17 protein-coding genes are annotated in these 18906 nt (G+C 36.7%); 13 read left to right on the top strand and 4 right to left on the bottom strand.

Going from position 1 to position 18906, the window contains the following annotated elements; genetic code table 11:
- The first annotated feature begins 15 nt into the window (after positions 1-15).
- Positions 16-1152 (top strand): ABC transporter ATP-binding protein, encoded by a 1137-nt coding sequence (locus FG382_RS14520; protein WP_142539608.1) that lies wholly within the window; start codon positions 16-18, stop codon positions 1150-1152.
- A gap of 105 nt (positions 1153-1257) precedes the next feature.
- Here the strand turns inward: FG382_RS14520 and FG382_RS14515 are convergent, their stop codons facing one another.
- Complete coding sequence (locus FG382_RS14515; RefSeq protein WP_142539607.1) at positions 1258-2145, bottom strand: LysR family transcriptional regulator; 888 nt, start codon at positions 2143-2145, stop codon at positions 1258-1260.
- A gap of 145 nt (positions 2146-2290) precedes the next feature.
- Between FG382_RS14515 and FG382_RS14510 the strand changes: the two genes are divergently transcribed.
- The 9 genes from FG382_RS14510 (at position 2291) to FG382_RS14470 (ending at position 12031) form a co-directional block, all read left to right on the top strand.
- Positions 2291-3727 carry an MmgE/PrpD family protein gene (locus FG382_RS14510; RefSeq protein WP_142539606.1) on the top strand — a complete coding sequence of 479 codons (1437 nt, stop codon included), beginning with the start codon at positions 2291-2293 and terminating at the stop codon, positions 3725-3727.
- A gap of 54 nt (positions 3728-3781) precedes the next feature.
- Positions 3782-4819, top strand: a complete 1038-nt coding sequence (locus FG382_RS14505) for a TRAP transporter substrate-binding protein (protein ID WP_170206530.1) — start codon at positions 3782-3784, stop codon at positions 4817-4819.
- Positions 4820-4902: 83 nt separating this feature from the next.
- Positions 4903-5421 carry a TRAP transporter small permease subunit gene (locus FG382_RS14500; RefSeq protein ID WP_142539604.1) on the top strand — a complete coding sequence of 173 codons (519 nt, stop codon included), beginning with the start codon at positions 4903-4905 and terminating at the stop codon, positions 5419-5421.
- Positions 5414-6712 (top strand): TRAP transporter large permease, encoded by a 1299-nt coding sequence (locus tag FG382_RS14495; RefSeq protein WP_142539603.1) that lies wholly within the window; start codon positions 5414-5416, stop codon positions 6710-6712. Before FG382_RS14500 ends, FG382_RS14495 begins: the two co-directional genes overlap by 8 nt.
- A 31-nt stretch (positions 6713-6743) precedes the next feature.
- Positions 6744-7538: an enoyl-CoA hydratase/isomerase family protein gene (locus tag FG382_RS14490; RefSeq protein WP_142539602.1), complete on the top strand. Its 795-nt coding sequence runs from the start codon at positions 6744-6746 to the stop codon at positions 7536-7538.
- Positions 7539-7590: 52 nt separating this feature from the next.
- The gene (locus FG382_RS14485; RefSeq protein WP_142539601.1) at positions 7591-8745 is read left to right on the top strand and encodes a CaiB/BaiF CoA transferase family protein; all 1155 of its coding nucleotides are present in this window, start codon (positions 7591-7593) and stop codon (positions 8743-8745) included.
- A gap of 53 nt (positions 8746-8798) precedes the next feature.
- The gene (locus tag FG382_RS14480) at positions 8799-9728 is read left to right on the top strand and encodes a hydroxymethylglutaryl-CoA lyase (protein WP_142539600.1); all 930 of its coding nucleotides are present in this window, start codon (positions 8799-8801) and stop codon (positions 9726-9728) included.
- Positions 9729-9797: 69 nt separating this feature from the next.
- Positions 9798-10964: an acyl-CoA dehydrogenase family protein gene (locus FG382_RS14475; RefSeq protein ID WP_229677279.1), complete on the top strand. Its 1167-nt coding sequence runs from the start codon at positions 9798-9800 to the stop codon at positions 10962-10964.
- Between the two features lie 215 nt (positions 10965-11179).
- Positions 11180-12031, top strand: a complete 852-nt coding sequence (locus tag FG382_RS14470; protein WP_142539598.1) for an STAS domain-containing protein — start codon at positions 11180-11182, stop codon at positions 12029-12031.
- Between the two features lie 68 nt (positions 12032-12099).
- Here FG382_RS14470 and FG382_RS14465 read toward each other — a convergent pair whose 3' ends face one another.
- Positions 12100-12951, bottom strand: a complete 852-nt coding sequence (locus tag FG382_RS14465; protein ID WP_142539597.1) for a LysR family transcriptional regulator — start codon at positions 12949-12951, stop codon at positions 12100-12102.
- 166 nt (positions 12952-13117) lie between these two features.
- Between FG382_RS14465 and tcuA the strand changes: the two genes are divergently transcribed.
- Positions 13118-14626: an FAD-dependent tricarballylate dehydrogenase TcuA gene (gene tcuA, locus FG382_RS14460; RefSeq protein WP_142539596.1), complete on the top strand. Its 1509-nt coding sequence runs from the start codon at positions 13118-13120 to the stop codon at positions 14624-14626.
- A gap of 127 nt (positions 14627-14753) precedes the next feature.
- Positions 14754-15776: a tripartite tricarboxylate transporter substrate binding protein gene (locus FG382_RS14455; RefSeq protein WP_142539712.1), complete on the top strand. Its 1023-nt coding sequence runs from the start codon at positions 14754-14756 to the stop codon at positions 15774-15776.
- A 71-nt stretch (positions 15777-15847) separates the two neighbouring features.
- Here FG382_RS14455 and FG382_RS14450 read toward each other — a convergent pair whose 3' ends face one another.
- Both FG382_RS14450 and FG382_RS23375 read right to left on the bottom strand, forming a co-directional pair.
- Positions 15848-16801, bottom strand: a complete 954-nt coding sequence (locus FG382_RS14450; RefSeq protein WP_170206529.1) for a putative bifunctional diguanylate cyclase/phosphodiesterase — start codon at positions 16799-16801, stop codon at positions 15848-15850.
- Between the two features lie 160 nt (positions 16802-16961).
- Entirely contained in the window at positions 16962-17087 is a 126-nt protein-coding gene (locus tag FG382_RS23375) for a hypothetical protein (protein WP_268238252.1), read from the bottom strand.
- 44 nt (positions 17088-17131) lie between these two features.
- On the opposite strand from FG382_RS23375, the gene FG382_RS14445 reads away from it, so the two are divergent.
- Positions 17132-18007 carry a helix-turn-helix domain-containing protein gene (locus FG382_RS14445; protein ID WP_229677301.1) on the top strand — a complete coding sequence of 292 codons (876 nt, stop codon included), beginning with the start codon at positions 17132-17134 and terminating at the stop codon, positions 18005-18007.
- Positions 18008-18906 lie beyond the last annotated feature (899 nt).

Below are 18906 nucleotides of genomic sequence, written 5' to 3'. Positions count from 1 at the left end.
AATGGGGGAAGTAAAATGGCTGAGTTGCTGTTGAAAAACATTAACAAACAATATGATAAATCGATAAAAGGGAATGCGGTAACAGATTTTAACCTACATGTGGAGGATGGGGAGTTCATAGTACTTGTAGGACCATCTGGATGTGGGAAATCGACGATGCTACGAATGATAGCAGGGCTTGAAGAGATTACGGACGGAGAGTTTTTTCTAGACGACAAGCTGATGAATGATGTACCCCCTGCAAATCGTGGCATTTCAATGGTATTCCAAAACTACGCGCTCTATCCTCATATGACTGTTTATGACAATATCGCATTTGGATTAAAAATACGGAAGACCAATAAAAAAGAAATCGATCGTCGAGTGAGAGAAGCGGCAGAAATTTTAGGCTTGCAGGATTTGTTGAAACGTAAACCAAGTGCGTTATCCGGTGGGCAGAAGCAGCGTGTCGCATTAGGACGCGCCATCGTTCGAGAGGCGAAACTGTTTCTAATGGATGAACCCCTATCGAATCTAGATGCGAAATTACGTTTCCAAATGCGAGCAGAAATCGCCAAGCTTCATCAACGTCTTAAAACAACTTCTATTTACGTGACGCATGACCAAACAGAAGCAATGACGATGGCCACTCGAATTGTCATTATGAAAGACGGTGTAATCCAACAGGTTGGAACTCCAAAGACCGTATATGACTATCCGGAAAATGTATTCGTCGGAAGCTTTATCGGATCTCCTGCTATGAATTTCTTTTCAGGTAAAATAGTAGGAAACCGCTTTGTTTCAGAAGGTATCGAACTGAAGGTTCCACAAGATAAGCTAGCAGTTTTAAAAGGACAAGGCTATGATCGAGAAACGATTGTCATGGGAATCCGTCCAGAGCATATTAAAATGCAGACTGGGCTGAAGGGAGAACCTCGTTTTGAGCATTTACGTGCGAAGATTGTTGTTTCCGAATTGACCGGTTCAGATATGCTCCTCTATTCATCCATTGGTCCACAAGAATTCATCGCCCAGGTAGAATCACGTACGATTGTTTCACCAGGAGAGGAAGTCATGCTCGGCTTTGAGATGGACTGTGCCCACTTTTACGATGAGGAGAGCGGTCAGCGGATTAAGGCAGAAGAGAGGCTACTGGAAAAAATATCGGTATAAGAAGTAGTTCATCTAATATTTAATAAGAAAGTATCGACAAACGCCCGCCTGTTCATCAGGTGGGCGTTAAAAATGTGTTTTTTTAGGAAATAATTTATTTAGCTCTTAATTATATAACTCACTCATCGTATTTATAAAAGCTCGTGCGGCTTTGGAGAGATATCGATCATTTTTATACGCTATTACAATTTCTCTCTTTGGGTTAATTTTCTCTGCTTTGATAGGGAGGTAGACAGGTTTATTTGTTAGTTGAAATTCGTTCACAACCATTCTAGGAACGAAAGAAATTCCGACTCCAGCGGTGACAAGAGATTGGCATGTATTGATATTGATACTTTCGAAAACAATCTTAGGTTCGAAGCCGGATTGTACACATAAATCATATGTTTTTTTTCTAAAGTGGTTGCCTTCTTTAATGAATATGAAAGGTTCATCCTTGCAATCCTTCAAATCGACTTCCTCATAACTAGCTAACCAATGATTGGTCGGAATAGCGAGTAAAATATCCTCTTCTAAAATAGTTTCTTTCTCGAGCTCATTATTTGTGATTGGCATCGACATGAGTCCTATTTCAAGCTGACCACTCGAAATCAGTAATTGTAAATTGACACTTGTATCCTCGATTAGTATAAGGTCAATACCTGGAAATTTATCCTTAAATCTCGAAATTGTTTTAGGTAGCATATACGCACCTGTGTGGGCTAAACTTCCAACAAGCAGTTGGCCTTTTTTCATCTCTGCCACGTCAATTATTTCAGAGTTCAGTTGTTGAAACTGATTGATAATCTGTCTGGCATGGGAGATGAACACCTTCCCAGCATAAGTGAGAGATACCTCATTTTCTCTATTGAATAACAGTATTCCCAATTCTTTTTCTAGTTTACTTATTTGGTAACTTAAAGAGGGCTGTGCCAAATGAAGTTTGCGTGCTGCCTTCGTAAAATTTTTTTCATTGGCCAGTGTAATGACATAGTTAAGAATTTTAGGCTCCATTCTAACCTCCTCATAGCTATAGTTTTTTTCTATAAGTATTATTCAAACTATATATTAGACTGATTGAATTTTCAATGTTATAAATATACTAATAATTCTGTTTTTAATTAAAGGTTTAATTAAATTCATTAAAGGGGGGAGAAAAATGCAAAAAAAATTTTTGGAACAAATGGCTGATTATATAGGTTCTGTTAGCTATGAGAGTTTAGGTACGGAAATTATTGAGATTTCTAAACTTGCAATTATTGATACAATAGCGGTCGCGTTGGCGGGATGGAACGAGCCAAGTGTAGAAGTTGTCAAAAAGACTTATATGAAAAAGTCTACGAATTATGCGATGGCCTCTATTTGGGGAGAGTTAGAAAAAGTTCCATTGGAATATGCGGCTCTTATTAATGGGACAGCGACGCATGCGTTAGATTTTGATGATGTAACGCCAACCATTTTGGCGCATCCAAGTGCACCAATAGTGGCTTCTATTTTTACACTAGGTGAATATTTGGAGAAATCTATGAAGGATATACTAGCTGCTTATGTGGTAGGAACAGAAGTCATGATAACGATAGGTAAAGTGATGGGATTCAAACATTATGATCTTGGATGGCACTCTACAAGTACACTTGGAACGATTGGAGCAACAGCAGCTTGCGGACATCTGATGAGATTCAATAAAGAAAAATTGCAAAATGCCATTGCTATTTCCGCTTCGATGGCAGGCGGACTTCAAAAGAATTTTGGAACGATGACCAAGCCTCTTCACGTAGGCTTAGCTGCCCAACATTCAATACAGGCTGTTTTATTGGCTGAAGAAGGATTAACCGCTAATAAAGAAATTTTTGAGGAAAGAGGTTTTTTTCAAGCCTATACAGGTAGTGATCCATTTGTACATTTATCCAAAAACATGCAAAACACAATATTTGGTGGGCAACATGACTATGAGATTAATGGATTAAGTGTAAAAAAATTCCCTTGTTGTTATTTGACCCACCGTTTTATTGATGGGATGTTGGAAATAAGAAAGGAAAATAATTTAAAACTTAGTGAAGTAGTTGAGATAAATGTATCGGTTCCTCCAAATGGACTAACTGCACTTATTCATCATAAGCCAAAAACCGGTCTACAAGGAAAATTTAGTGCTGAATATACTTGTTTAGCTGCTTTGGAAGATGGAGAAATTCAATTGAACTCATTTACAGATTCCATGGTGCAAAGAGACAAAATTCAAAAACTCTTTGGTATCGTCCAGCTATCAGAATATGAAGGGGAAATCACAGATTCCGAGGAAATCGAAAAGTTACCAGTGTATGTGTCCGTAGTAACAAAAGAAGGCAAAGTGATAGAAAAAGAAGTTAAGCACGCACCTGGTTCAAAAGGAAAGCCTATGAATTTAGAAGAATATGAAGCTAAATGGTCTGACTGCCTAACTTTTGCTTATGGTGATGAGGTAGATAGTAAACAAAAAAGTAAAATGGAACATTTTTTTCAACAAGGACTAGAAATGGAAAAATTACATTCTCTCAAAGAGTGGATTGAAAACATTAAGGGTTTTATGAGTGAAAGTAAGGAAGAGCGCATTGTGTAAATAGTCTGTGGAAATAAATGAAAGCGTTACCACAAATAAGGGGGTTAAATGTTTATGAAGAAGCTTTTATTCCTATGTTTAATTTTATTAATGATTTTAACTGGTTGCAGTAAGGGCAATGATTCTGTCGCTAAAGCAGGAGATAACAAAAATCAAAAAACACAAACAATCAAAATTGCTTATAACTTACCGAAAGAGCATGCGACTGGTGTTTATTTTGAAGTACTGGCGGAAGAAATTGATAAGAAAACAAAAGATACTTCCATTCACTTAATTCCGAGTACATTCTCGAATGGACAGCTATATAACGACACACAATTGCCAGATGCCCTTGCAACGGGAGGCGTTCAAATAGGACAGATTACAACAGGTTTTCTAGCAGGTGGAGAGGCAAAACCGTTACAAGTTACGGATTTACCATTACTGTTTAATTCTTGGGAGTCTATGTGGACAGCTGAGGATGGAGAGTTTGGTGACATATTTAATACTCAATTTGAGAAGCTGGGGATGAAATTGATTGGATGGCCGTCTTATGGAACAGTGGAACTCTATGGAAGTAAACCAATCAAAGTACCAAAGGATGTTTCAGGACAGATTATGAGAGGCTTTGGTCAAGGTGCATCCTTAATGTTGGAAGAACTAGGAGCTTCACCAGTAAGTATGAGTTCACAGGAAATATATCAAGCGCTTGAGCATGGAGCGATAGATGGCTACACTACAGGACCTTCCTCAGTAATTGATCGGAGTTTGTATGAAGTAACTAAATATGGAACAGATATGACCTTATTAAGTCTTTCCTTTCAAGGAGCTACAAACCTTAATTGGTGGGAATCGTTGCCAGAAGATGTACAAAAAGCAATAGAAGAGGCTTCTGAAATTGCTCAAGAGCAGTCAAGAAAAGAAGCAAAGGAAAAAGATTTAGTCTACAAAAAACAATTGGTGGAACATGGGATAGAACTATATACACCTTCTGAGACAGAAATGGGACTATGGAAAGAAGCAGCTTCTAATCGTTATAAGGCATACGTTGAATCTTCAGGTGAAATAGGCGAGCGCTTATTGGAATTGGTAGAGAAAGCAAACGAACAATAATTTGGATCTGAAGGACATAAGAAACATCATAATCTTGGGTGACTTATGTCCTTTGAGAAATCTGAAGAGAGTTGGTGATCGTTATGAGAGGTGTATTGAAAGGCATCGAATACGTACAAAAAACGATTGTTTACTTATTAGCTATTTTAATAGCCTTGCTTGCTATTATTGTCTTTTATGAAGTGATTGCTAGGTATGGATTTAGATCTCCAACTATCTGGACAAATGAAATATCATCGTATATTTTGCAATTTATCGTTTTCTTTTCCATGGGTTATTTACTGATTGAGGATGAACATCTTAAGGTAACTTTCTTTCTCGATAAGTTAAAAGGTAAAGCTAATAAAGTATTACGAATAATTAACGTGATATTAGTAATTCCGTATGCAGCTATATTACTTATATACGGATGGAATATCACAGCTAGCTCCTTCGAGCGAGGATCCGTTTCTCCAACGTTACTTTCTGTTCCTTTATGGATTCCTTATTCATTTATTTGTATAGGTGGTGGACTTCTAATATTGGCTGGAATAGGTAATGTATTGAAAATTATTACTGAACCAAACGATGCAACAGTAAAGGAGGCGAAATTAATTGATTAGTACGAGCGCCATATTGATATTATTAGCAGTCCTTTTTATCGCATTATTTTTAGGTGTTCCAATTGGTTTCGCACTAGGTTTGTCGGGAGTAATTACAATCCTATTTTCAGCTGATACACAATATTTAATACAGGTACCAATCACATTGAAAAATACTTTATCTGAATTTATTTTTGTGGCGATTCCCTTGTACATCATTATGGGAAATCTAATGTATCACGGTAAAAGTGGGGAACGAATTTTTGCGGTAGCCCATCATTTTCTCAGAAGAGTAAGAGGAGGGGCCGGAGTGGCAAGTGTTGCGGCTTACACTCTTTTTGCTGCCATTGTAGGTTCTAGTATGACATCCGTGTTAACAATAGGCCGGATTGCTATCCCTGAAATGTTGAAACAAAACTATACAAAAAACCTTGCGTATGGTCTTTCAGCGCTGGGGGGGTCTCTAGGTATCCTTATTCCTCCAAGTATTCCTTTAATCTTGTATGCATCATTAAGTGGATCTTCCCCTGGACATTTGTTCATGGCAGGAATTATTCCAGGATTGATGATAGCCATTTTACTATCTATTTATACTGTTATTAAAGCTCCTAGTCTTAAGCTTTCCATGCAAGAAATAGAAGAAAATACTATTCCTGAAAAGGAAAACAAAAATATACTTTTTAAAGCAATCCCTGATCTCTTGTTGCCAGTATTTATATTGGGTGGAATATATGCAGGGATATTCACTCCTACGGAAGCAGCAGCAGTTGGAGTAATTTACGCATTCATTGTTTCGTCAATTATACATCGGACGTTACCTACCCGGTTGATCCCTACTGTCTTTATTGAATCAGTAAAGACAAGTGCGATGTTGCTTACTGTTGTAGTTGGAGCAGTGGTTTTTGGATCTGCATTAACTCTTCTAGGAATGCCACAATATCTCTCTAACTTTATCTCTGAACTTTCTGTTGCCCCTTGGATAGTTATATTAATCATGAGTATTATTTGGCTCATTATGGGCTTTTTCTTGGAAGTTGTTTCCATACTATTAATCACAACACCAATCTTCTTCCCGATTGCAATGAGCCTAGGATTTGATCCAATTTGGTTTGGAATCATCATGGTGATTAATATGGAACTTGCAGTAATTACACCACCTGTTGGAATGAATTTGTTTGCTATTAAAACATTGGTACCGAAAGAATCGATGGGAACCATTATAAAAAGTGTATTGCCTTTTGGGTTAATTATCATCCTAGTACTAGCCTTAGTATGGATATTCCCGGAGATTGCACTTTTCATATTAGGTTAAAGGATAGTATTTAGAAAGCGGAGGGAAACTTATGAAAAACTGGGACACGATAAAACTTATTGATGATCATAAAAATGACAATATTTATGTCTTACAACTTAATCGACCGGAAGCGATGAATGCATTGAATACTCAAATGGGAAAAGAGTTAATCGAGTGCTTTCAATATTTAGAGACGCTAAAAGATCTACGAGTTTTAATTTTAACAGGGTCTGGAGAAAAGAGTTTTTGTGTAGGAGGAGATTTAAAAGAAAGGAAGGGAATGTCTCAAAAGGATTGGAAGCTTCAGCATGATATTTTTGAAGAAGCATATGAAGCAATCCGGAATTTTTCGTTTCCGACTGTTGCGGCTGTGAATGGGTTTGCGCTAGGTGGTGGGTTGGAGATGGCTCTGAGCTGTGATCTTTGTTATGTTGCAGAGCATGCTAGGATCGGGTTGCCTGAAGTGAAGATCGGAATTATTCCAGGTGCAGGTGGGACACAGCTTTTGCCAAGAGCTATCCCAATAAAGGTGGCGAAGGAATTTTTATATTCAGGGAAACATATGACTTCAACCGAATCACGCGAATTTGGGCTTGCTAATGGGGTATTTCCAGGTGCGAGTTTACTCGAGGGAACGTTGGAAGCTGTGAAAGGAATCGCAAAAAATGCTCCTCTTTCATTAAAAGCACTTAAACAATCAATTGATAAAGGAATTCAAACAGATATTGAAAAGGCACTATCAATCGAATTAGAAGAATACTATAAATGTGCTAATTCGCAAGACCGAGAAGAAGGAATACTGGCATTTAATGAAAAAAGAGACCCAGTTTGGCAAGGTGTTTAAAGGTGATTCGCATCTCCGGTCTATTCCATAAAAACTATGAAGGGGGAGTTCGATGTTACCACTAAAAGGGATTACTGTTGTTTCATTAGAACAAGCAGTAGCAGCACCTTATACGACTAGACAATTAGCAGATTTAGGAGCACGTGTCATTAAAGTCGAAAGACCAGGCGGAGATTTTGCTAGAAAATATGATGAAACGGTTCACGGAATGTCTAGTATTTTTGTTTGGTTAAATCGTTCAAAAGAATCGTTGACACTTGATCTAAAAGAGCCGGAAGGAAAAAGAGTTTTGGATAAGATTCTTTCCGAAGCTGATGTGTTCATACAAAATTTGGCTCCAGGGGCGATCAACCGACTTGGTTTCAACCCGGAGGAATTAAAGGAGAAGTATCCGCAGCTAATCATTTGTAGTATTTCTGGATATGGGTCGGACGGACCTTACAAAGATAAAAAAGCGTACGATTTACTTATACAATGCGAGGCCGGATTGATGTCCATCACTGGAACAGAGGAAACACCTTCAAGGGCTGGGATTTCTATCGCAGATATAGCTGCAGGAATGTATGCTTATACAGGAATTTTAACTGCATTGTTTGCGAGAAAAGAAACTAATAAAGGAGCAATAATCGAAATATCCATGCTAGAAGCGTTAAGTGAATGGATGGGATATCCGCTTCTTTACTCTAAATATGGAGGCTCTGATCCGAAAAGAACTGGTGCAAGCCACGCAGCAATTTATCCTTATGGTCCGTTCAAGGTAAAAGATGAGGAACAAGTATTTTTAGCCATTCAAAATGAAAGAGAATGGAAACAGTTTTGTGAAGAACTATTAAAGAATCCATCTTTAATTAATGATTCTCGCTTTAATATAAATAGCAGTCGTGTACAGCATAAAATAGCATTAAAGGAAATAATAGAAGATACGTTTAAAAGTTCAAGTGCCAAAGAAATAATTGCTAAGCTGGAAGAGTCTAATATTGCTAATGCCCAGTTAAATACATTAAAAGAACTCATTCATCATCCTCAATTAAAATTTAGAGAACGTTGGAGAGAGATCCATTCTCCAGGTGGAGTAGTAAAAGCACTTATACCACCTGTTACATCGAAGGAATTTGACATTGTAATGAATCCGGTGCCCGAGGCTGGTGAACATACAGAAGCAATATTAAAAGAATTCGGTTTCCATCAACAACTGATTGAAAAGTAATCCTCCACTTTTTATCATCAAGTGGAAATGCGAGCAAGGGGGAAGAACTTGGTATGAATTTTCCGACAAAAGTATATATCAATGAAGTAGTACTACGCGATGGACTTCAACTGGAAAAGAAATTAATCAATGTAGAGGAAAAAGAACATTTATTTAAACGGTTGAAAAGTGCTGGGGTACAATCCTTTGAATTTGGATCATTTGTTCATCCTGTAAGAGTCCCGCAGATGGCTAATAGTGGAGAATTATATTCTAAAATACAGCAAGCAGCCGGTGATGCTGATTTGATTGCTTTAGTTCCTAATTTAAAGGGAGCAGAAAGAGCGGCTCAACTGAGTGTCAAAAATATAAACTACGTCTTTTCGGTGAGTGAAACTCATAATCTACAAAATGTACAAAAAACAACTTTGGAATCCTTAGAAGAGTTACATGAAATTAGTGATCTTTGTATCGAAAATAAAATTTCTTTGGATGTGTCACTGGCTACAAGCTTTGGTTGTCCTTTTGAAGGAGAAATACCAACAGATCGGATTGTTTCCATCGTGCATCAAGTTACTGAATTGAATATAAACACACTGACATTAGCCGATACGACAGGAATGGCGAATCCGAAAAGGGTTTTTCAGCTAATTTCATTAGTGCGTTCTGAGTTTCCAAAACAGAAGCTTGGACTTCATTTTCACAATACAAGAGATATGGGCCTCTCCAATATACTAGCAGGTATGAATGCAGGTGTTAGTCATTTTGATACAGCACTTGGTGGGCTGGGTGGTTGTCCGTTTGCACCGGGAGCTACCGGTAATGTTTGTACCGAAGACGTTGTTCATATGCTTCATAGTATGGATATACAGACGAATGTAGACTTGAAAGAACTATTGAAAGCTTCCCATCTGTTGGAAGAAATAGTGGGACATCAAACTCCCAGCTATTTATTGAAAGCTGGCCCATATGATAAAAAGTATCCAGTCCCTGTTTCTACTTGAGGAAATTAAGCAAGTCGTCCATCTTTAAAATTCTGTTTTATTCATAAACTTTTAGGAGGAATGGTTCATTTGGTAACTGCAAAAAGTTCAGGCGAGGAAATCGAGCTAATTAGAAAAAGTATTCGCACATTATGTGGAAAGTTCCCGGAAGATTATTGGAAAAAACTCGATGAAAAAAATGAATATCCCGAAGAATTTATTAAAGCGCTGACGGAGGAAGGATGGCTTTCCGTGCTGATACCCGAAGAATACGGAGGTGCCGGACTTGGTATAGCTGAAGCTAGCGTTATTTTAGAAGAAATTAATCGTTCGGGTGGGAATGGAGCGGCAGGTCATGCTCAAATGTATACAATGGGCGCATTGCTGAATCATGGAAGTGAGGAGCAGAAACAACGTTATCTACCGAAAATTGCAACAGGTGAATTGCGACTTCAAGCATTTGGAGTAACGGAACCAACCGCTGGCAGTGATACGACTAATATAATCACAACTGCTGTCCGTCAAGGAGACAAGTATATAGTGAACGGACAGAAAATCTGGATTTCTCGCACTAAGTATTCAGATTTAATGCTTTTGTTAGCAAGAACAACTCCGAAAGAACAAGTTGCCAAAAAGACAGATGGATTAAGCTTATTTATTCTGGATATGAATGACCAAAAGGATAATATTACGATTCGCCCAATCGAGACGATGGTTAACCACGCCACGACTGAAGTATTTTTTGAAAATGTAGAGATTCCTGTAGAAAACTTGATTGGAGAAGAGGGTAAAGGATTTCGTTATGTACTAAGTGGTATGAATGCTGAGCGAATTTTAGTAGCATCCGAAAGCATAGGTGATGGTTATTACTTTGTAGATAAGGCGGTTCAATATGCAAATGAGCGAGTCGTTTTCAGTCGCCCAATCGGTCAAAATCAAGGAATACAATTCCCCATATCGAAAGCTTATATGAATATTGAAGCGGCAAAGCTTATGAGAGATAAAGCTGCAGCTCTATTTGACGCCAATGAAAAAGGCGGAGCAGAGGCGAACATGTCAAAATATTTGGCGTCGGAAGCCGCATGGGAAGCTGCTAATGCAGCTATGGATACTTATGGTGGATATGGATTTGCCGCAGAGTATCATATTGAAAGGAAATTTAGAGAAGCAAGGTTATTTAAAATAGCGCCAATCTCCAATAATTTAGTAGTTAGTTTTGTTGGACAGCATGTACTAGGTTTACCGAGATCATTTTAGGTGCACTTTAGGTTAGAAATATAACTTATAATTCAAAGTCCATTCATTGACGAATGGGCTTTTTAAATATTTAAGTTAAATCTAATTAGTATTGTAAACAATAAGGAGAGAGTAAAATCTTTCGATAGTCTCAGTTTGGCAGCAAACTACCATTTTTCCTTCGAAACATTTATACTTAAAGAAGCAATGTGTTAATTAAGAAAGAAGGAAGTAAATTGAAATCAATTAATGAACAACTTTATGAATACCTAATTAACAATTCTAGAAATATTACAGAACGATGGTTTGCTGAGAAAGACAATTTTACTGGGGCCTTTTACTCCAACAATTCGAATCCACAAATAGATGACATTCTACTAGAACAACATGCTTTGACGATCAAAACTGTTGTCTCTGCATTTCTAGAGGAAAAGGGTTCTTTAGAAGAGCAACAATTGTTATGGGCCGAGACAGTGGCAAAAAGTAGAATTGAAAATAATACGCCTATACATGAAGTCATTGAGGCATTGAACAAAACTCGTGAAACAATATGGGGATATGTTGGTCTTTTTGCAAAAGAACATGATGAGGTAGTGACCAAAACACATATTATAAAGTGGAGTATAGTATATAACACCTCTTTCGATCATCTTATCTATCTGTTTTCAGAAAAATACTATGAGTTGTCCAACAAGCGTTTGACTGCCCAACAAACATTAATAAATGAATTGGGTACTCCGGTTATTCCAATTTTAGAAAGAGTAGCTGTGCTACCAATTGTAGGTGATATTGATACGAGTCGAGCAAAAGCATTATTACAAGAAGTGCCACAAAAGTGTTCTGCTCTTGGAATAGAACAGCTTTTTATTGATATTTCTGCTGTCCCAATCATGGACACGATGGTAGCCAATGAAATGTTTCAATTGATGGATATTCTCAACTTACTCGGCATTCAAACTTTTATGTCTGGAATTCGCCCAGAAATAGCCCAAACCTCCATTCAGTTAGGACTCGATTTCAGCAGTATACCTACATTTAGTTCGTTAAAACAGGCGTTGTTCATGACTGGTGTTTATAAAAATATTTAGGTGAATCAGAAACTGCCCTCATTTGTTAACTTGTCTAATGGATGGGGGCAGTTTTTATGTAAGAAATACTAGTCACTCAAAAAATCAATAAAAGCTTTAACTTGAGCTAACTCTAGCGTAGCATCCCGATAAAATATCCACGTGTTTCTAAGTAAATACTTATTTTCTTGTAAAAGAATAGGTGCAATATACAAATCCTCATCATTCTTAATACAAATTTCCGGCAGAATAGCGTATCCTAGACCATTTAGCACAAGTTCTTTGCATGTATCAAGCCGGTCTACTTCCATCGATATCATTGGTGGAACCGAATAAGTTTCTTGCCACCAGTTTGCTATTGTATTTTTTAATGAATGGTCCGTTTGGTAATTCACTCTTGGTAGGTATGGAAGTTCGTCGAATGCTATTTTTTTACTAGAAGCGATGCATATTTTTTCTTCCCGTAATAATATTTTATTTTCCTTCCAGCTATAATCTCCTCTCACAATTCCAAGATGCGATTCTTCTTTTTGAAGCATTTGATGAATGTCGGAGCTCCAACCTGTTTTTAAATTTACCTCAACTTCAGGGTATATGGACAAAAATTCTTTCAATAAAGAAGGTAGCTCATAACGAGCAAATAGACCTGAAACAGCCAACCTTAGCGTTCCTTTTACGGTATTATCCATATTTAAAATCTGTTCTTTTGTTTTGCGTAATTGATCAATCATGTCCTGTGCGTATTGGACAAGAAATTCCCCTTTTACCGTAAACTCGACTCCTTTTTTTCCTCTAGAAACAATCTTTGAATCAAACTCTTTTTCCATCTGCTGTATTCGATAGCTTAAAGCTGGCTGTGAAATATAAAGCCGCCCAGCTGCTTTTGTTATATTTTTCTCTTCATAAAGTGTCGTTATTATATGCCAATCTTTTTCATCCAAAAGGTGTCCTCCTCACTAATACTAAATATTCAATCAATTAATTTCATCATATCACTTGATAACTTATTAATAAAATTCTTTTATGGATGAAAATAAAAAAACGATATTATATTTATCTCTCATTTTACTCTACTATAACGTTAAGAGTTATGAAGGAGGGGTCGAAATGTCACATACACAAAGTTATGATGTAGTGGTAGTTGGAGCAGGGAATGCAGCTTTATGTTCGGCGATTGCCGCAAAAGAGGGTGGGGCGAATGTTCTTGTTTTGGAAAGAGGACCTGAGAAAAAACGTGGAGGGAACTCCTTTTTTACAGATGGGGCGATTCGTGTTGCTTATAATAATTTAGAAGCTATCCGAAAGATCATACCAGAATTGACAGATGAAGAAGCAGATATAATCATGATGCCCGAATACGATGAAAGCGATTATTATAATGATTTGATGCGCGTTACAGGTGGAAAAAGTAATCCTGGGCTTGCGAAGCAGTTAGTTTCTAAATCTTATGAAACGATTGCATGGATGCGAGATCAAGGACTTAAATTTGAGTTAAACTATGAAAATCAATCCTTTATGGAAGATGGTAAGCGCCACTTTTGGGGAGGTCTGCCTATTAAAACAGAAGATAAAGGCGTTGGGTTAATGAAGCAGCTTTTCGCAAGAGTGAAAGAGCTCGAAATCGATATATGGTATGAAGCGCGAGCGGTAAAATTAATAAAAGAGAACGACCAAATTACGGGAATTGTTGTGGAAAAAGATAACGAGACAATTACAGTAAATACAGTCGGTGTAATTTTAGCTTGCGGAAGTTTCGAGGCCAATAAGAAATTGAGAAGCGAACATATCGGTGAAGAATGGGAAGCTGCCATTGTTCGTGGGACTGAATTTAACACAGGTGACGGTATATTCATGGCTTTAGAAGTTGGAGCACAAAAATTTGGAGAATGGTCTGGCTGTCATTCGATTGGAACAGATTCTAATGCACCGATTGTCGGAGACTTTACAAAACCAGGAGATATTTTTAAAAAGCATTCGTATCCTTACAGCATTATGCTGAATAAAGAGGGAAAACGTTTTGTAGATGAAGGAGCAGATTTACGGAATTATACGTATGCCAAATATGGTCGGGAAGTATTAAAACAACCTGGTCATATAGCTTACCAAATTTATGATGCTCAAGTTCGCCCGATGTTGCGGAAAGAATATGACTTGGAAGAAGCAACTTTCTATCAAGCAGATTCGCTAGAAGAACTTGCGAATTTATTGCCGGTAAATCAAAAACAATTTTTAGAAACAATCGAAGAGTATAACCAAGCTGTGCAGGAAGGCGATTATAAGCCCGCTGAGAAAGATGGTAAAGGAACGAAAGGAATTACTCCATCAAAATCGAACTGGGCACTCCGGATTGAGAAATCTCCATTCTATGCTTTCCCTGTAACATGCGGGATCACCTTCTCGTTTGGTGGATTACATGTAAATACATCGGGGGAAGTGCTAAATCAAGAAGAACAACCGATTAAAGGACTGTTTGCGGCTGGTGAAATGATTGGTGGAATTTTTTACGAAAACTATCCAGGTGGGTCTGGTCTAATGTCTGGTGCCGTTTATGGAAAATTAGCCGGCACATCTGCTGCACAGTATATCCTAGGTAAAAATGCGGAGTTGGTGAACTAATTTTATACGAAAAGAATTCTCCCTGATTATGCTGTCGGGGAGTTTCATTTAAATAAGAATGTATACGCTTTCAAGATTTGCTGCAAAAATGGAGATTTATACTATCTGAAGGGGTGAAGTAGTATTGATGAAAACGGCAAAATGGAAAGGTATTCTATTAGGAACGGTTATGGCGTTAGGGTTAGCTGGCTGTAGTGGAACAGGAAGTAATACCGCTAGTGGAGCTAATAAAAATACGTACCCAGAAAAAGCAATTGTTGTCGTAGCACCTTCTGGACCAGGGGGAGGCTGGGATAGAACAGCTCGTACATTTACGAAAGTGATGACAGATGCCAAGCTTGTGGATGGAAGTATGATGGTTGAAAATAAGCCAGGCGGTGGCGGAACTGTGTTTCTTGCTAGCTATGTTACGCAAGATGCTAAAAATGACTACAAATTATTCACGGGTTCACCTCCTGTTTTGATTAATCATTTGAAAAAAGAAGGGAATAGCCCATTTGGACATAATGATACGACACCTCTTGCCCAATTAACAAAAGATTATGGCTCAATTGTTGTTAAAGCAGATTCAAAGTATAATGATCTTCAAGCATTATTAGATGATTTAAAAAAGGATCCTACCTCTCTTTCATTTGCTGGAGGATCAGGCCCTGGCTCGATGTATCATTTAGTTTCCATTTTACCTGCATATAAGACGGGAATAGATCATAAATCAATCAAATACGTCTCGTATGATGGCACCGGCGAAGCCATGACTGCTTTACTAGGTGGTAATGCGGATGTACTTGCAACAGATGCTTCATCCGTAACCCAGTATGTAAAAGCTGGCGAAGTAAAAGTGCTTGCGGTCGCTTCTCCAGAGCGGATGGGAGGAGAACTGAAAGATGTCCCAACTATGAATGAACTAGGTATCGATGCGGAATTTATGATTTGGAGAGGGATCTTTGGACCGAAAGAGATAAGCGAAGATGCGCTTAGCTACTGGAATGAGAAGATTCAACAAATGGTAGAAACAGAAGAATGGAAAACAGCAATGACAAGTGCTGGTTGGGAAAGTGACTATAAAAACTCAGAAGACTTTAAAGAATTTTTAGATCAGCAGAATGATCAAATTGCGGAACTGCTTAAGGCGCTAGATATGGCCAAATAGTTTTCTTCTTTTGATCTAAGAGTCAAGCAAAACTGCTATTATTAAAAAAATGTCCTTATGTAAGAAACAATTTAGTCTTGTTTCTCACATAGGGACGTTTTTAGTAAGTCGGCAAATTTAGATGCAGTTAGTGGTTTAGAGAACAAGTAACCTTGAATAATATTGCAATTGTATTTTTGTAATACTTGCAGCTGTTCATTCGTTTCAACGCCTTCAGCAATTACTTCCATCTTCAGCTGATGCGACAATTGGATAATCATATTCACAATAAAATTGGAATCCTCTTCATGTGAACTACTTAAATCACGAATAAAAGAACGATCAATTTTAAGAATATCTAATTTACCTTTAAATCGATTAAGATAGGAAAGGGACGAGTAACCTGTTCCAAAATCATCTAAAGAAATTTTAATACCTAAATTTCTTAGTTCCTCTAAAATAGAGAAAACAATTTCTTCCTCTTCCAATAGAGACGTTTCAGTAATTTCAATTTCTAAGTATTGAGGTTCTAAGTTAGTTTCTTTCAATGTTTGTACTATGTTGCTGATTAAATCTTTTTCTAGGAAGTGATTAGCAGATAAATTAATAGAAATGGGAATCATCGGTAGCTTGGCATTTTGCCAATCTTTATTTTGCATACAAGCTGTTCTTGTAACCCATTTTCCAATTTCTTTTATTAATCCTGTTTGTTCTGCCAAAGGTATGAATTCGGCTGGGGATATCATGCCATGGTTTGGATGATTCCATCTAATCAGTGCTTCTGCACCAATTATTTGCTTGGTCTTTGCAAAGACTTTAGGCTGATAATACAACTCCAATTGGTTTCGCTCTATAGCATATCCAAGGTCCAACTCCAGTGAATGTGATTCTTTTTCATCATTCGCTGATAATGCAAATAGTTGTTGCCCAGGCTTAACTATATTATTTAATTCAGAACTAGTATTTTTAAAATGATCACTTACATTGTCTGAGTTACTTTCTACGTGTAAAGGGTAATATTCAACACTATTTGCTTTTAGTTGCATAGTCGTTCTCCTTGTATATTTTAGTTTTAGAGCTCTCTCCAGATTGAAATGCATGTTTAGATGGGTATTAGGAGAGGGTATTGTTAATTATTTACATTGTAATATTTGAAAAATCCAATAAAATTAATGGAAATAGTAACTTTATTGGATTCTACTATTATTAGTGGATAAGTGGTAAATCTAATGTAGTAATTGGTTTATCGATAAATTTAGCACTCTCATTGCTTACGTTTGGATAAAGCGCTACTGCTAGTACGATTAATAAAATAATAGATAGTTTTTTCATGTGATTACCGTCCTTTTAAATAGTATGGGGTGATATTTTTGGAAATGAAATATTTAGGTTTAGAGATTAGTAAACTAAGAACTGAAATGGGAATGTCCCAAAAAGAGCTCGCAAATAATATTTGTACACAGTCGACTATTAGCCGTATTGAAGCAGGAGAAGTATATCCAGCAATTGATACATTATTAAAAATAGCTTTAAAATTACAAGTCCCAGTTGAATATTTTATAGAAATGTTATTTCATAAAGATGTCTTAGAAAGTGAACGATTAATAAAAGATATTGAGTTTCATCTAAAAGAACATAATTATAAAAAAATTATTTCAATTATTAAACATAACAAAATTGATTCTGAAAATATCTGGTTAAATCTCTACTTAGAATACCTCTTAGATATAGCACATTATTATTTGAAAATCATTACACCAGAAGAATGTATTAGTAGCTTAAAGAGCATTTTAGATTTTTCCAATCAAACAACTATTCAATTCCGCTTTTTACATATTAAAATTAGTAATTCTATTGCAAATATATACGCGGAAAATGGAGAAATCCCAAAAAGCTTATACTACTATAATAAAATTCTCAAAGAGCATTTTCATAAAAACTATAGCGACCATAAAATTTACGAAACACTCATTACAGTGCTCTTTAATAAATGCAATATACTTTATGAGTTAAAAGACTATGAAGAAGCACTAGAAACAGCAAATTTAGGAATAAAAAAATCAAAAGAGACATCATTTTTCTTTTTGGTTGGCCAATTCTTATACTATAAAGGTCAATGCTTAGAAAAAATGAATGGTGCCATTACAGAAATCAAAGAAGTATATAAGCAAGCATTGTTTTTCTTTGAGTTCTTAGAACTTCCTTTTTATATCAGTGCGATTAAACAAAATAAAAATAAGTACTTGGATTAAAAAAGAAGACTATTGTTGCGATCGTTAACATGCTATTTGCTGAAAGGTTAAATAGTTTCTCCAAACTAATTTTAAGATGTTGTACTCTCTCATATAAATGCAATAAGAATAAATGAGTGTTTGCAAGAGGTACAAAATACTTAATAATTCCTGTATAAAACATCTTTTGCATTTCAAATATACTAAATTTAATAAGAAAAATCTCTAGAATATGCATAAATGGATATTTTCCTTCTTGAACGTGCAATATATGTCGAACTTTGTCCCTGTATATATAAAAATATTTTTAAAAAAGATGTTTAACTACTTTCTAGCGGGGTATATAAATAATACAAGGCGGAACTACCGTAGGAAGGGACTGGTAAACGATGCGTTTACAAGAGACTCCAAAGGATGATTTGCACAGCCTTGGCGGAAAATTTGCTTTACTGGCGAAAGGCACTCTCGTCGGGAACCGATATATTTAGGTTCTGTTCCAAAGAGTATGATCGGCAAGTGAAAGAAAAGTTTTTTGTGGAAGTGCACCTTGATGTCTGATGAAGTTTCAGACGAAGTGAACTGCACTGACGAGATGGAAGTTAACATTGTCAGTAACGTTTTAGGAAAGTAACATTAGCGAATTTTCCGAGTGTATCCCCGTATTTGGGGAAAGAAGAAAGCGTAGTCCAATTAGGATTACGCTTTTTTCTTTCCTTTTTCGACATACCTTTAAGATATATTATAGGATAGCGTGGATAAAGTTTTTATACACAAAAAAGAAAAAAGATGTTTAACTAATTTCTTCAAGGGTATATAAATAGTACAAGGCGGAACTACCGTAGGAAGGGACTGGTAAACGATGCGTTTACAAGAGACTCCAAAGGATGATTTGCACAGCCTTGGCGGAAAATTTGCTTTAC

It is taken from the genome of Psychrobacillus lasiicapitis, from assembly GCF_006861795.1.
In the GTDB taxonomy this organism is placed as follows: domain Bacteria; phylum Bacillota; class Bacilli; order Bacillales_A; family Planococcaceae; genus Psychrobacillus; species Psychrobacillus lasiicapitis.
Note: the sequence above shows the minus strand (reverse complement) of the source record. Positions and strands in the feature narration are given on the sequence as shown.

What these genes read in the sequence shown, in the direction of transcription:
- FG382_RS14520 (WP_142539608.1), top strand. Translation starts at nt 16, where the DNA reads ATGGCTGAGTTGCTGTTGAAAAACATTAACAAACAATATGATAAATCG.
- FG382_RS14505 (WP_170206530.1), top strand. Translation starts at nt 3,782, where the DNA reads ATGAAGAAGCTTTTATTCCTATGTTTAATTTTATTAATGATTTTAACT.
- tcuA (WP_142539596.1), top strand. Translation starts at nt 13,118, where the DNA reads ATGTCACATACACAAAGTTATGATGTAGTGGTAGTTGGAGCAGGGAAT.
- FG382_RS14490 (WP_142539602.1), top strand. Translation starts at nt 6,744, where the DNA reads ATGAAAAACTGGGACACGATAAAACTTATTGATGATCATAAAAATGAC.
- FG382_RS14480 (WP_142539600.1), top strand. Translation starts at nt 8,799, where the DNA reads ATGAATTTTCCGACAAAAGTATATATCAATGAAGTAGTACTACGCGAT.
- FG382_RS14450 (WP_170206529.1), bottom strand. Translation starts at nt 16,801, where the DNA reads ATGCAACTAAAAGCAAATAGTGTTGAATATTACCCTTTACACGTAGAA.
- FG382_RS14455 (WP_142539712.1), top strand. Translation starts at nt 14,754, where the DNA reads ATGAAAACGGCAAAATGGAAAGGTATTCTATTAGGAACGGTTATGGCG.
- FG382_RS14515 (WP_142539607.1), bottom strand. Translation starts at nt 2,145, where the DNA reads ATGGAGCCTAAAATTCTTAACTATGTCATTACACTGGCCAATGAAAAA.
- FG382_RS14485 (WP_142539601.1), top strand. Translation starts at nt 7,591, where the DNA reads ATGTTACCACTAAAAGGGATTACTGTTGTTTCATTAGAACAAGCAGTA.
- FG382_RS23375 (WP_268238252.1), bottom strand. Translation starts at nt 17,087, where the DNA reads ATGAAAAAACTATCTATTATTTTATTAATCGTACTAGCAGTAGCGCTT.
- FG382_RS14510 (WP_142539606.1), top strand. Translation starts at nt 2,291, where the DNA reads ATGCAAAAAAAATTTTTGGAACAAATGGCTGATTATATAGGTTCTGTT.
- FG382_RS14445 (WP_229677301.1), top strand. Translation starts at nt 17,132, where the DNA reads ATGAAATATTTAGGTTTAGAGATTAGTAAACTAAGAACTGAAATGGGA.
- FG382_RS14500 (WP_142539604.1), top strand. Translation starts at nt 4,903, where the DNA reads ATGAGAGGTGTATTGAAAGGCATCGAATACGTACAAAAAACGATTGTT.